Raw genomic sequence first — 12,055 nt, forward strand, 5'->3', positions numbered from 1 at the left:
TCAGCGTCCCTCCCATCGCGGCGCCCGCTTCTCGGCGAAGGCCCGCATGCCCTCCTGGGCGTCGCGGCTCGACAGGAGGGCCTGCCCCTCCTCCGATGTCCGCGCCCAGTCGGCGTCCTCGGACGCGACGGAGCCGGCCGTGATGCCGCGGGCGATGCGCTTGCTGACCTGCACGGCGAGCGGGGCGTTCTCGATGATCTCGTCGGCCAGCGCGAACGCCTCGGGCAGCAGGTCACTGAAGGGCACGACCCTGTTCACGAGGCCTAGCTCGTGCGCCCGTCGAGCGGTCAGCGGCTTGCCGGTCAGGATCGCCTCCATGCCGATCTTCGTCGGGATCTGACGGGGAAGCCGGAACGCTCCCCCCGCACCCGCGAAGATCCCCCGCCTGACCTCGGGCAGACCGAACGACGCGGTCTCGGCCGCGACGGCGAGGTCGCTGGCGAGCGTGATCTCCGTGCCTCCCCCCAAGGCGAAGCCGTTCACGGCGGCGATCGTGGGCTTCGAGATGTGGTGGCTCACATATCCGGCGAACCCCCACCGGGACAGACGCTCGTCTTCGAACGGCCCGAGCTCCCCCGCCGCGGCCGCCTTGAGGTCGGCGCCCGCGCAGAACGCCTTGTCTCCGGCCCCGGTGACGATGACCACCCAGATGTCGGCTCGAGTCTCGGCGTACTCCAGCGCCTCGCCGACACCGACGTAGACGTCACGGTTGACGGCGTTGCGCGCTTCTGGCCGGTTGAGCGTGACGAGGAGCACGTGGCCCCTCTGCTCGGCGAGCACCGCGTCGTTCCCACCGATCGGAACCGGCACCGGGGTCGCGGCGAAGCTCGACCCCGCCGTGTCGTCGGTGATCGTCATGATGCTCTCCTCGTCGTCGTTGCTCGACCGGCTTCTCCGACGGCCGCCCCGGCGGCCTCGGGATGCTCCTCGAGCACCCCGCCGTCCAGCAGCCGCTGGATGTCCCCCTCCGTCATGCCGAGCACATCCCGGAGGGCCGCCCGGGTGTCCTGCGCGGCGAGCGGCGCCGGCCGCAGCCGCGGCGGCGCCAGCTCGTCGAACCTGGCCTCGCCGAGGTTCGCGGGCAGGGGCGCATCGAACTGCGGCTGCACGAGCTCGCCGAACACGCCGCGCTGGCGCAGATGCTCGTCGACCTCGATGTCATCCAGGCGCAGCATCGCCCCTGCGGGCACGCCCGCGGACTGCAGAGACTCCGCGGCTGCCGCCGCCGAACGCTCGGATGTCCAGGCTGAGAGGATGCGGCGCAGCTCGCGCCGATGCTCATCACGGCCCCCCAGCTGAGGCGAGCCGCCCGTCGGAGAGAAGGTCGTCCCGGCCGATGGTCCTGGCGACCGCCGCGAACCGTTCGTCTCCGACCGCATCGACGACGACCCACTCGTCATCCCCCGCCGCCGGGTACAGCCCGCGGAAGCCGTCACCCCGGCGATCGTTGCCCTCCGCCTTCACCCCCGTCCCCGGCCTCAGCGACTCGCTCCACAGCGAGTCGGCCATGGCGCCGAAGATCGCGTCCACCTGGGCCGTGCTGACGCGGCCGCCACGACCCGTCCGATCACGACGGAGAAGCAGGGCGACCACGGCGGCGGCGTTGAGCCTGGCGACGACGTGGTCGGGGAAGATCGTGATGGCGTCGCTGAACCCGTCCGGCTGATCCGGATAGCGCCAGAGGGAGGAGAGCCCCGCGCTGGCCCGCACGAGGGGGCCGTAACCGAGACGGCGGCTCCAAGACCCGTGGTTGCCGAACGCGCTGGACTCGGACAGGACGATCCCGGGGTTCAGAGCCTGCAGCGCAGCCATGTCGAAGCCGAGGGCAGCCAGGGTGCCCGGCTTGAAGTTCGTCAGCACGACGTCGCTCCGCTCGACGAGCCGAGCGAACACCACCCGTCCCTCCTCCCGCTTGAGGTCGAGGCCGAGGCTCCGACGGTTGCGGAGACCGAGGCTGGCTCCCTCGGAGATGGGTCCGGTCCCCTGTCCCTGACGCGTGCCGTCGGGGAAGGCGGAGGACTCGATCTTGACGACGTCCGCGCCGTAGTCCGCGAAGAGACGACCGAGCTCCGACCCGACGACGATCACACCGAGATCGAGCACGCGCAGCCCCTCGAACGGCATCCGCCCCGGCTGGGCGCCCGGAACCACCCGGACCCCTGAGAGGAGCGGTCGGTCGGTCACCCGGACGTCCTCGCCGAGCACAGGGGCGGGACCTGCGGCGCCGACCCGGACGTCGTCGATCTCGTACCAGCCGTGATGCACCAGGCCGCCATCCGGCCCCTCGACGAACGATCCGTTGTCGCGGAACGCCGGCTGCGCCAGCACGCCGTCGGCCTCGTCGAGCGACGCGACCGGCACGTTCAGGGCCTGGCCCTGCTGCACGGCCTCCTCGACGCTCAGAACGGCGAACATCGAGGCGATGAGGGGGTACAGCGTCGCGGCGGCCGCGAAGCGCACCATCGTGTTGTCGAATCTCGGATCAGCGAACTCCTCGGGGCGTCCGAGCCACTCGAACATGCCCTGCCATTGCCTCCGCGAGAGCACGCAGATCCGCACCCAGCCATCGCGGGCGCGGAAGATCGGATACAGGTGGCGGGCGTCCGGCCGGCCCCTCGGCAGGTCCCTGAGCGGCACGCCGGCTCTGGCACTGCCGCCGACGCCGAAGACGGGATCGAGGATCTGGATGAGCGCCTCCTGCACCGAGAAGTCCGCGGCATCCCCCACGCCGGTCGCCCGGACGTGCGCCAGCTCGAGGAGAACGACCCAGACGGCCTGCACAGCCGCCGACTCGTAGAGCAGGAACTCCGGAGGGAGCAGCGGCTCGGCGACTCCGGGGAGCCCCGACCGCGACAGCACGGTGCTGAGCGCCGCGTGCACGTCGGGCGTGGCTGACCGGTCGGACCCGCTGCCCGCGACGCCGAAGTCGCTCAGGTCGACGACGACGAGGCGCGGGTGGCGCGCCCTCAGATCGAGCGATCGCACGCCTTCGTGATCCCAGGCCTCCGAGGTCCCGTCGCGCAGCACGACGTCGGCGTCCGACGCCAGAGTGGCGAACCGCTCCCGGCCTTCTGAAGACCCGAGGTCGACGACGAGCCCCCTCTCCCCCGCATTCCTCGTCTCGTAGGTCAGGTTCCTGCCCTCCACGACTCTCCCGCGGTCCCGGGCCGGCGAGCCACCCGGCCCCTCCACGCGCAGCACCTCGGCGCCGAGATCGGCCAGGATTCGACCGACCGTCTGAAGGGGCCCGTCCACGGCATCCACGATGCGGATGCCGCGGAGCGGTCGGTCGAAGTCGGCGATCGGGTCTGCCATCAGTCACTCCCTCGTGAGTCCGGCCGGTGCGACCTGCCGGATGCAGACACTCTGGTCGGGCATCTCCCCCAGGCCCAGCGCAAAGTCCGCCCGCTGCGCCCCGCGTGACGGACACGCAGGAGGTCACGTCGACGGTCCTGTGCAGCGGACCTGACGCGCACGGCACTGTCGTCCGAGCCCGCACGGGAAAGAGCGCAGCACGTCCCCGGGCCGGAGGAAGGCCGCACCTAGGATCGACCTGTGGAGCTGTCGCAGGTGAGGGCCTTCGTCGCGGTGTCGCGAGCGGGGACCATCGCGAGCGCCGCGCAGGAGCTCCATGTGACGTCGTCGCCGCTCAGCCGCACCATCCGCGACCTCGAGCGGAGACTCGGGGAGGACCTCTTCACCCGCGAGTACCACCAGTTCCAGCGCACGCCGTTCGGCGAGCGCTTCCTGCCCCTCGCCGTCGAGATCCTGGCTCAGGCCGAGGAGGCGGAGACACTGGCCATCTCCGCCTCGAGGCCGCTCCGGGATCGGGGCCACTCCGTGGACCTTCGGCAGTCTCATCTCCGAGCTCCGCGACCGAGCTGCCGCCGTCTCGCCCCAGGTGAGCGAGACGAGCGACGTGTCCTCCGTCCTCCTGGAATCGCTCCGGCACGGCGACCTCGACATCGCGCTCGTGCACCTGCCCACCGACTTCCCGGGGATCGCCGGCATCCCCCTCGCCCGCTATCGATACAGCGTCATGGTCTCGGAGCGCACGGAACTGCCCGGGGACGGGCCCCTCCTGCTCTCGGACCTGCGCGGACAGCGGCTGCTCTCGCTGCCGCTGATGATGCAGCCCACACCGATGGCCACGATGCTCGGTCGCATCCGCGACGCCGGCGTCGAGTCGATCGAGGAGATCGACCTCCGCGACGTGATCGGGCTGCGCTCACGGATCGACCGGACAGGCGAGCTGATGCTGGTCAGCCGGAGCGATGACCTCCCGACCACCCGCTTCTTCGACCTGGAACACGCGACGCTGCGCCCCCTCGCCGATGACGAGCTCGACTTCGAGGTCGGTCTCGCCTGGCGAGAGCGGGATGCCGTCCACCGTGAGGCGATCTCGGCCATCGTCGAGGCCATGAGACCTCCCGGCGGTGTCCCGCCCCCTCTCTAGACGGGATGGAGAGGCGCCGTCACGCGATTCTCTGCTTAAGCATGGATATTTGCGGGCGTGAGGGCCAGACTGTCCCTGATCAAAGGAGATCGCCCATGACCTACGTCGCCGGATCCCATCACGTCACCCTCTCCGTGGGCCACGCCCAGGAGGATGTCGACTTCCACACCCGGGTGCTCGGGTTGCGCTTCATCAAGAAGACGGTGCTCTACGACGGCTCCACGCCGATCTACCACCTCTACTACTCGAACGCCGCGGGCGACCCGTCGGCGGTCATCACCACCTTCCCGTGGGCACAGGCCGGGCTCTACGGCATCCGCGGCACGAACCAGGCGCGCGAGGTGCTGCTCGCGGTGCCGCCGCGGTCACTCGAGTTCTGGGCGGGGCGCCTCAAGGAGCACGGCATCGACAGCTCGTTCGAGGATGCCTTCGGCGGCCGTCGGCTCAACCTGCGGCATCCGTCGGGCATCGAGTACGTGCTCATCGAGGTCGAGGGCGACCCCCGCGTCGGCTTCACCGGCAATGGCGTGGGCCTCGAGCACGCCATCCACGGCATCTACGGGGTCGGCATCCACGTGTTCGATCAGGACCGGATGGTCGACTTCGGCAAGGAGGCGTTCTTCGCCGCCGGTGACGTGGAGGAGGAGGGCGATCGTGCCCGCTACCGCGTAGGCGACGGTCCGGGGAACTACGTGGAGCTCACCGGCAATCGCACCGACGAGCAGGGCACCTGGCGCTACGGCGCCGGCGCGTACCACCACTTCGCGTGGAACCTCGACAACCTCGAGAACCAGAACGAGGTGAAGTTCGACATCGAGGGAGCGGGCTACACCGACATCTCGGAGCTCAAGGACCGCACCTACTTCAAGTCGCACTACGTGCGAACCCCGGGCGGCGCGCTCTTCGAGCTTGCCGTCACCCACAACGAGGGCGGCTGGGACTGCGACGAGTCGCCCGAGGAGCTCGGCCGCGCCTTCATGCTCCCGCCGCAGTTCGAACACGAGCGGGAGTCGATCATGGCCAGGCTCGAGCCGCTGCGCAGCGAGGACTGAGTGGGTCTGTGACCGCGACTCCGCACGAGTCCTGGGGCGACGACGACGCAGCGCTCGCCGTCGTCGCCCTGCACGGGCGCGGGCAGCCTCCGGAGTTCCTGCACGACCTCGTCGCCCGACTCGACGTGACCGGGATCCGGTGGATCGCGCCGTCGGCCGAGGGGCGCAGCTGGTATCCGCATCCGTTCCTCGAACCGGCGCCCGAGAACACGCCCGCGCTCGACCGAGCCCTCGAGGTGGTGGCGCAGGCGGTGGCGGCCGCCCGCGCATCCGGGTTCGACCGGGTGGCGGTGCTCGGCTTCTCGCAGGGCGCGTGCGTGCTCGCGCACCTGCTGCTCACGCGCGACACCGTCGTCGACGGGGCCGTGCTGCTCACCGGCGGCTATGTCGGGGCCTCCGAACTGACGCCGGATGCGGTCGGCCGCCGGCAGGGGGTGCCGGTGCTGCTGCGCTCGGTCGACGAGGATCCCTGGGTGCCGGTGCACCGCATGGCATCGACCGCGGCGCTGCTCGTCGGCGCGGGCGCGCACCTCGACGTGCTCATCGAACGCGGCTCGGAGCACGTCGTCACCGACCGCGCCGTCGCCGACGCCCACGACCTCCTCATCCGGCTGCGAGATGGCGGCAGGGAGACACGATGAGATTCGACCACCGCACGCTCCCCCAGCGCGTGAGATTCGGCACCGGCTCCGTCGCCGAGGCGCTCGCCGCCGAGATCGTGGACCGGGAGGCGCGATCGGTGATGGTCATCGCCAGCGGCCGCGAGATGCCCACGGCCAGACGGGCGTGCGGCGCGTTCGAGGTGGCCCTGTGGTGGGACGAGGTCACCGTGCACGTGCCTCTCGAGCTCGCCGAACGTGCACGGACAGCGTCCCGGGATGGGCACATCGATCTCGTCATCGCCCTCGGCGGCGGTTCCGCCATCGGTCTCGCCAAGGCGATCGCCCTTACCGAGCGGCTCCCGATCGTGGCGGTGCCGACGACGTACGCCGGGTCGGAGGCGACCACCGTGTGGGGCCTCACCTCGGAAGGGAGGAAGACGACCGGATCGGACGACGTCGTCCTCCCGTCGACGGTCGTCTACGACTCCGAGCTGGTCACGAGCCTCCCCGCCGAGCTCGCCGTCGCCTCCGCGATGAACGCGGCCGCGCACTGCGTCGACTCGATGTGGGCGCCCCGCACCGATCCGCTGGTGCAGGCGCTCGCCGAGGAGGGGCTGCGCTCGCTCGGCTCAGGCCTGTCGGCGTTCCGCGATGATCCCGACGGCATCACAGCGCGCGAGGAGCTGCAGTTCGGCGCGTACGTCTCGGGGGTCGCCTTCAGCGCCGCCGGATCCGGGCTCCACCACAAGATCTGCCACGTCCTCGGCGGGGCGTACGACCTGCCGCACGCTCCGCTCCACACGGCGGTGCTCCCCCACGTACTCGCCTTCAACGCCCCCGCCGCTCCGCAGGCGGAGGCGCGCATCGCCCGGGCACTGGGCAGTGACAGCGCCGTTCACGGCCTCCGCCGGCTCTACTCGATCCTGCCCGTCACGCCGTCGCTGGCCGCGCTCGGCTTCACCCGCGACGACATCCCGCGTGGCGTCGAGCTCATCCTGCCCGTCGTGCCCGACTCCAACCCGCGGCCGGTCACCGCCGACGACCTGACCGACCTCCTCACCGCGGCATGGGAGGGTCAGCCCGCAGAAGGAAGGTAGCGGCGGGGCGGGAAGGTGCGTGCGATGAGCGCACGGAGGGCTTCGAGGGAGGCGTCGCGCGCGATCAGGCCGTGGGCGCGGGCCTGGACGAGCACGTTGCCGAAGGCGGTCGCCTCGACGGGGCCGGCGAGCACCGGCAGGCCCGTCCGGTCGGCGGTGAGCTGGCAGAGCAGCTCGTTCTGCGATCCGCCGCCGACGATGTGGACGACGTCGATCCGCTTTCCCGAGAGCTCGGAGGCGAGCCGGAGGGAGACCGCGTAGGCCTCGGCGAGGCTCTCGAGGATGCTCCGCACCACCTCGGCACGCGACTGCGGCGCGCGCATCCCCCTGTCCGAGCACCAGGAGGCGATGCGCGCGGGCATGTCGCCCGGCGCGATGAACACGGGGTCGCCCGCCTCGAAGGTGGGGACCGTGCCCGCCGGCACGCGGGTCGCCTCACCGAGGAGGGTGGGCAGATCAATGGTCTCCCCGGTCTCGCGCTCCCACGTGCGCACCGACTCGGAGAGCAGCCACAGCCCCGAGACGTTCTGCAGGTATCGGATGCGCCCGTCGACGCCGCCCTCGTTCGTGAAGTTCGCAGCCCGACTCTCGTCTGTGAGCACGGGCGCGTCGAGCTCGACGCCGACGAGCGACCAGGTGCCGCTCGAGATGTAGGCGAAGTGCTCCGCGGTGGCGGGCACGGCCGCGACGGCCGACGCCGTGTCGTGAGATCCGATCGCGGTGACCGGCAGCGCGGCCCCCGCGCCCAGTTCCGTCGCGACCTCGGGCAGCAGGGTGCCGACGACGGCGCCGGGCTCGACGAGCTCGGGCAGCATCCGCGCCGGAAGTCCGAGGCGGTCGAGCAGATCGTCGTCCCAGGAGCGGCGGCGCACGTCGAGCAGCCCCGTGGTCGACGCGTTCGTGTACTCCGCCCGCCTCTCGCCCGTCAGCCAGAACGAGATCAGGTCGGGGATCAGCAGCATCGAGTCGGCCCGGTCGAGCCAGCCGTCCTGCGCCTCCGCGGCGAGCTGGTACACGGTGGTGAACGGCAGGAGCTGCAGGCCGTTCCTCCGGTACAGCTCCTCGAACGGCACCCGCGCATGCGTAGCCTCGACCCCCCGCTCGGTGCGGGAGTCGCGGTAGTGGTACGGCGTGCCGAGCATCCGATCGCCCGACAGCAGGGCGTAGTCGACGGCCCAGGAGTCGATGCCGATGCTCGCGAGCTCCGGCTCCTCCCGGACGGCGGAGGTGAGACCGGCGGTGATGCTGCGGTACAGCTCGAGGATGTTCCAGTGCAGTCCGTCGCGGATGCGCACGGGCGTGTTCGGGAACCGCGCGACCGGCACGAGCCGGACCTCGTCGTGCCCCACGTACCCGAGCATCACCCGCCCGGAGGTCGCCCCGAGGTCGACCGCCGCGACCGCCGCCGTCATGCGAGCACCTCCCCGACCCGCACCCCGGCTTTGTCCAGATTTCCGTCGAGAATCGGGCGATTTTGAGCGGAAACCTGGACAAACCCCGTAGGCAACACGCGGAGGAAGGAGAGGCGGGCGGGGATCATCGGAGGAAGGCGGCGGCGACGCCGGCGTCGACCGGGACGTGGAGGCCCGTGGTGTGCGTGAGGTCGGCGCCGGTGAGGACGACGACCGCGTTGGCGACGTGGTCGGGCAGCACCTCGCGCTTGAGGAGGGTGCGCTGGGCGTAGTACGCGCCGAGCTCCTCCTCGGGCACGCCGTAGACGGCGGCGCGCTTCGCACCCCAGCCTCCGGCGAAGATGCCCGATCCGCGGACGACGCCGTCGGGGTTGATGCCGTTGACCTTGACTCCGTACTCGCCGAGCTCGGCGGCGAGCAGCCGCACCTGGTGGGCCTGGTCGGCCTTCGTGGCCGAGTAGGCGATGTTGTTCGGGGCCGGCGAAGACGGAGTTCTTCGACGAGATGTAGACGATGTCGCCGCCCATCTCCTGCTCGATGAGCACCCGAGCCGCCGCCTTCGAGACCAGGAACGAGCCCTTCGCCATGACGTCGTGCTGGAGGTCCCAGTCCTTCTCGGTGGTCTCGAGCAGCGGCTTCGAGATCGACAGGCCCGCGTTGTTCACCACGAGGTCGAGTCCGCCGAACTGCAGCAGTGCCGCGCGGATGCCCGCCTCGATGTCGGCCTCGCTGGTCACATCCGCCTGCACCCCGATCGCGACATCCGTGCCACCCAGTTCGGCAGCCGCAGCCTCGGCCTTCGCGAGGTCGAGGTCGGCGATGACGACGCAGGCGCCCTCGGAGGCGAGACGCGTGGCGATGGCCTTGCCGATGCCGGACGCGGCGCCGGTGACCAGCGCGACACGGGTGGCGTGCGACTTGGGCGCAGGCATCCGCTGGAGCTTCGCCTCCTCGAGCGCCCAGTACTCGATGCGGAACTTCTCCGCATCCGAGATGGGGGCGTAGCGGGAGAGCGACTCGGCGCCGCGCATCACGTTGATGGCGTTGACGTAGAACTCGCCGGCCACGCGCGCGGTCTGCTTGTTGGCGCCGTAGGAGAACATGCCGACGCCCGGGATGAGGACGATGGCCGGGTCGGCGCCGCGGATCGCGGGCGAGCCGGCGGTCGCGTGGGCGTCGTAGTACGCCTGGTAGTCGGCGCGGTACTGCGTGTGCAGCTCTTTGAGGCGGGCGATCGAGTCCTCGATCGACGCGTCGGCGGGGAGGTCGAGCACGAGCGGCTTGACCTTGGTGCGCAGGAAGTGGTCGGGGCAGCTCGTGCCGAGCGCGGCCAGTCGCGGATGCTCGGCGGAGGCCAGGAAGTCGAGCACGACGTCCGAGTCGGTGAAGGACCCGACCTGCGCGCGATCGGTCGAGGCGAGCCCGCGGATGGTCGGGGCGAGCGCCGCGGCCTTGGCCCGACGCTCCGCTTCAGGCAGCGCGCCGTACCCGTCGAGCGCCGGGCCGAACGGATCGGGGCGCCCGTGCTCGGCGATGTACCCGGCGGCGGTCTCGATGATCCAGAGGCTGTTCCGCTCCGCCTCGTCGCTCGTGTCGCCCCACGCGGTGATGCCGTGCCCGCCGAGGATCGTGCCGATCGCCTGCGGGTTCGCCGCCTTGATCGCCGCGATGTCGAGGCCGAGCTGGAACCCGGGGCGGCGCCACGGCACCCACACCACCTTCTCGCCGAAGATCGTCTGCGTCAGCGCCTCGCCGTCGGCGGCCGTCGCGATCGCGATGCCGGAGTCGGGGTGCAGGTGGTCGACGTGGGCCGCATCCACCAGCCCGTGCATCGCGGTGTCGATCGACGGCGCCGCGCCGCCCTTCCCGAAGAGCGTGTGATCGAACGCGGCGACCATCTCATCCTCGCGCTCCACGCCCGGGTAGACGCTCTGCAGGGCGCGCAGCCGGTCGACACGCAGCACGGCGAGCCCCGACTCGGTGAGGGTGCCGAGGTCGCCGCCGGAGCCCTTCACCCACATGAGCTCGACGTCCTCCCCCGTCACCGGGTCCTTCTCCAGACCCTTCGCGGAGGTGTTGCCGCCGGCGTAGTTCGTGTTGCGAGGGTCCGAGCCGAGGCGGTTGGAGCGCGCGATCAGGTCGGCGGCGGCGGGGTTGGTCATCGTCATCCTTCGGTTCTGTGCTGCATCGCCGACGGGATCGGCGGGGAGGGGTTCCGCCGTGCGCCCACCACGAACGCACGGCGGAGGTGTGAGGAGGGGCTACGCGCCCCAGCCGGCCTGCACGCCACCGGCGCGCTCGGCCACGATCGTCTCCTGGTAGTCCGAGGCCTTGTAGGCGGCGATCGGATCGGCGGGCAGCCCGCGCGACTCGCGCCACTCGGCGAGCGCGGGCCGGACGTCGGTGTAGAACGCGTCCATCAGGATGCCATTGGCGGCGAGCACATCGTTCGCGTTCTGCGCCTCGAGAAGCGCGGGGCGGTCGACGAGCAGCGCGCGGGCCGTCATCTCCTGCACGTTCAGCACCGAGCGCATCTGGCCCGTGATCTTGTCCTCGATGTTGTGGCACTGGTCGAGCATGAACGCCACCGGCGAGTCCTCGTCGTAGCCGCCGCCGCGGACGACCTCGAACAGGATGCGGAACAGCTGGAACGGATCCGCCGCCCCGACGATGAGGTCGTCGTCGGCGTAGAAGCGGGAGTTGAAGTCGAACGAGCCCAGCTTCCCGAGGCGCAGCAGCTGCGCGACGATGAACTCGATGTTCGTCCCCGGCGCGTGATGGCCGGTGTCGAGGCAGACCAGCGCGCGATCACCGAGCGCCGCGACCTGGGCGTAGGAGGTTCCCCAGTCCGGGACGTCGGTGTGGTAGAACGCCGGCTCGAAGAACTTGTACTCCAGCACCAGCCGCTGCTCCTCGCCGAGGGCGGCGTAGATCGTCTGCAGCGACTCGGCCAGGAGGTCCTGGCGGGTGCGGATGTCGCCCTGCCCGGGGTAGTTCGTGCCGTCGGCGAGCCAGATCTTGAGGTCGCGCGACCCGGTCTCGTGCATGATCTCGATGCACTCCAGGTGGTGATCGATCGCCTTCTGGCGCACCACCGCATCCGTCGAGGTGAGCGAGCCGAACTTGTAGGCGTCGTCCTGGAAGGTGTTGGAGTTCACCGTGCCGAGCGCGACCCCCTGGTCGGCGGCGAAGCGGCGGAGGGCCGCGTAGTCGTCGACCTTGTCCCACGGGATGTGCAGAGCCACCGTCGGGGCGAGCCCGGTGTACCTGTTCACCTGCGCGGCGTCGGCGATCTTCTCCTCCGGCGTCCGCGGGGTGCCGGGCGTGCCGAACACCTTGAAGCGGGTGCCCGAGTTGCCGAACGCCCACGACGGGAGCTCGATGGCCTGGCGGGCCAGGTCGGAGGCGATGTCTGAGAACTGCACCATTGTGCAAG

General features: G+C 70.9%; 9 protein-coding genes and 2 pseudogenes. 5 read left to right on the forward strand and 6 right to left on the reverse strand.

The annotated features are described in order from the left end of the window. From ACFJGV_RS09950 to ACFJGV_RS09960, 3 genes are read right to left on the reverse strand one after another with little or no spacing between them, the layout of a single operon-like run. Complete coding sequence (locus tag ACFJGV_RS09950; protein WP_378143744.1) at positions 1 to 858, reverse strand: crotonase/enoyl-CoA hydratase family protein; 858 nt, start codon at positions 856 to 858, stop codon at positions 1 to 3. After that, positions 855 to 1,400, reverse strand: coding sequence for a CoA transferase (locus tag ACFJGV_RS09955; RefSeq protein ID WP_378143745.1), 546 nt, complete (start codon positions 1,398 to 1,400; stop codon positions 855 to 857). Before ACFJGV_RS09955 ends, ACFJGV_RS09950 begins: the two co-directional genes overlap by 4 nt. After that, a complete protein-coding gene (locus tag ACFJGV_RS09960; protein WP_378143746.1) occupies positions 1,282 to 3,315 on the reverse strand; it encodes a CoA transferase in 2,034 nt (677 codons plus the stop codon). The genes ACFJGV_RS09955 and ACFJGV_RS09960 overlap by 119 nt, the downstream gene beginning before the upstream one ends. A gap of 255 nt (positions 3,316 to 3,570) precedes the next feature. On the opposite strand from ACFJGV_RS09960, the pseudogene ACFJGV_RS09965 reads away from it, so the two are divergent. The 5 genes and pseudogenes from ACFJGV_RS09965 to ACFJGV_RS09985 all read left to right on the forward strand — a co-directional run. Continuing rightward, a pseudogene (locus tag ACFJGV_RS09965) lies at positions 3,571 to 3,729 on the forward strand (LysR family transcriptional regulator); the annotation flags it as partial. A gap of 97 nt (positions 3,730 to 3,826) precedes the next feature. Then, on the forward strand, positions 3,827 to 4,456 hold the full coding sequence (locus ACFJGV_RS09970; RefSeq protein ID WP_378148689.1) for a LysR substrate-binding domain-containing protein: 630 nt from the start codon (positions 3,827 to 3,829) through the stop codon (positions 4,454 to 4,456). Positions 4,457 to 4,551: 95 nt separating this feature from the next. Then, a complete protein-coding gene (locus ACFJGV_RS09975) occupies positions 4,552 to 5,508 on the forward strand; it encodes a ring-cleaving dioxygenase (protein WP_378143747.1) in 957 nt (318 codons plus the stop codon). An 8-nt stretch (positions 5,509 to 5,516) separates the two neighbouring features. Next, positions 5,517 to 6,149, forward strand: coding sequence for an alpha/beta hydrolase (locus ACFJGV_RS09980; RefSeq protein WP_378143748.1), 633 nt, complete (start codon positions 5,517 to 5,519; stop codon positions 6,147 to 6,149). Further along, positions 6,146 to 7,207, forward strand: coding sequence for a maleylacetate reductase (locus ACFJGV_RS09985; RefSeq protein WP_378143749.1), 1,062 nt, complete (start codon positions 6,146 to 6,148; stop codon positions 7,205 to 7,207). The genes ACFJGV_RS09980 and ACFJGV_RS09985 overlap by 4 nt, the downstream gene beginning before the upstream one ends. Here the strand turns inward: ACFJGV_RS09985 and ACFJGV_RS09990 are convergent. The 3 genes and pseudogenes from ACFJGV_RS09990 to rhaI form a co-directional block, all read right to left on the reverse strand. After that, positions 7,186 to 8,619 carry a rhamnulokinase family protein gene (locus ACFJGV_RS09990; RefSeq protein ID WP_378143750.1) on the reverse strand — a complete coding sequence of 478 codons (1,434 nt, stop codon included), beginning with the start codon at positions 8,617 to 8,619 and terminating at the stop codon, positions 7,186 to 7,188. The two genes, ACFJGV_RS09985 and ACFJGV_RS09990, sit on opposite strands and share 22 nt — an antisense overlap. 124 nt (positions 8,620 to 8,743) lie before the next feature. After that, positions 8,744 to 10,787 (reverse strand): annotated as a pseudogene (locus ACFJGV_RS09995) (bifunctional aldolase/short-chain dehydrogenase). A gap of 93 nt (positions 10,788 to 10,880) precedes the next feature. Next, the gene (gene rhaI, locus ACFJGV_RS10000; RefSeq protein ID WP_378143751.1) at positions 10,881 to 12,047 is read right to left on the reverse strand and encodes an L-rhamnose isomerase; all 1,167 of its coding nucleotides are present in this window, start codon (positions 12,045 to 12,047) and stop codon (positions 10,881 to 10,883) included. Between the last annotated feature and the right edge of the window lie 8 nt (positions 12,048 to 12,055).

It is taken from the genome of Cnuibacter sp. UC19_7 (assembly GCF_042699995.1).
In the GTDB taxonomy this organism is placed as follows: Bacteria; Actinomycetota; Actinomycetes; order Actinomycetales; family Microbacteriaceae; genus Cnuibacter.

Bases quoted from the DNA above. Each gene is read 5' to 3' on its own strand.
- ACFJGV_RS09950 (WP_378143744.1), bottom strand. From the start codon at position 858: ATGACGATCACCGACGACACGGCGGGGTCGAGCTTCGCCGCGACCCCG.
- ACFJGV_RS09955 (WP_378143745.1), bottom strand. From the start codon at position 1,400: ATGACGAGTGGGTCGTCGTCGATGCGGTCGGAGACGAACGGTTCGCGG.
- ACFJGV_RS09960 (WP_378143746.1), bottom strand. From the start codon at position 3,315: ATGGCAGACCCGATCGCCGACTTCGACCGACCGCTCCGCGGCATCCGC.
- ACFJGV_RS09975 (WP_378143747.1), top strand. From the start codon at position 4,552: ATGACCTACGTCGCCGGATCCCATCACGTCACCCTCTCCGTGGGCCAC.
- ACFJGV_RS09985 (WP_378143749.1), top strand. From the start codon at position 6,146: ATGAGATTCGACCACCGCACGCTCCCCCAGCGCGTGAGATTCGGCACC.
- ACFJGV_RS09990 (WP_378143750.1), bottom strand. From the start codon at position 8,619: ATGACGGCGGCGGTCGCGGCGGTCGACCTCGGGGCGACCTCCGGGCGG.
- rhaI (WP_378143751.1), bottom strand. From the start codon at position 12,047: ATGGTGCAGTTCTCAGACATCGCCTCCGACCTGGCCCGCCAGGCCATC.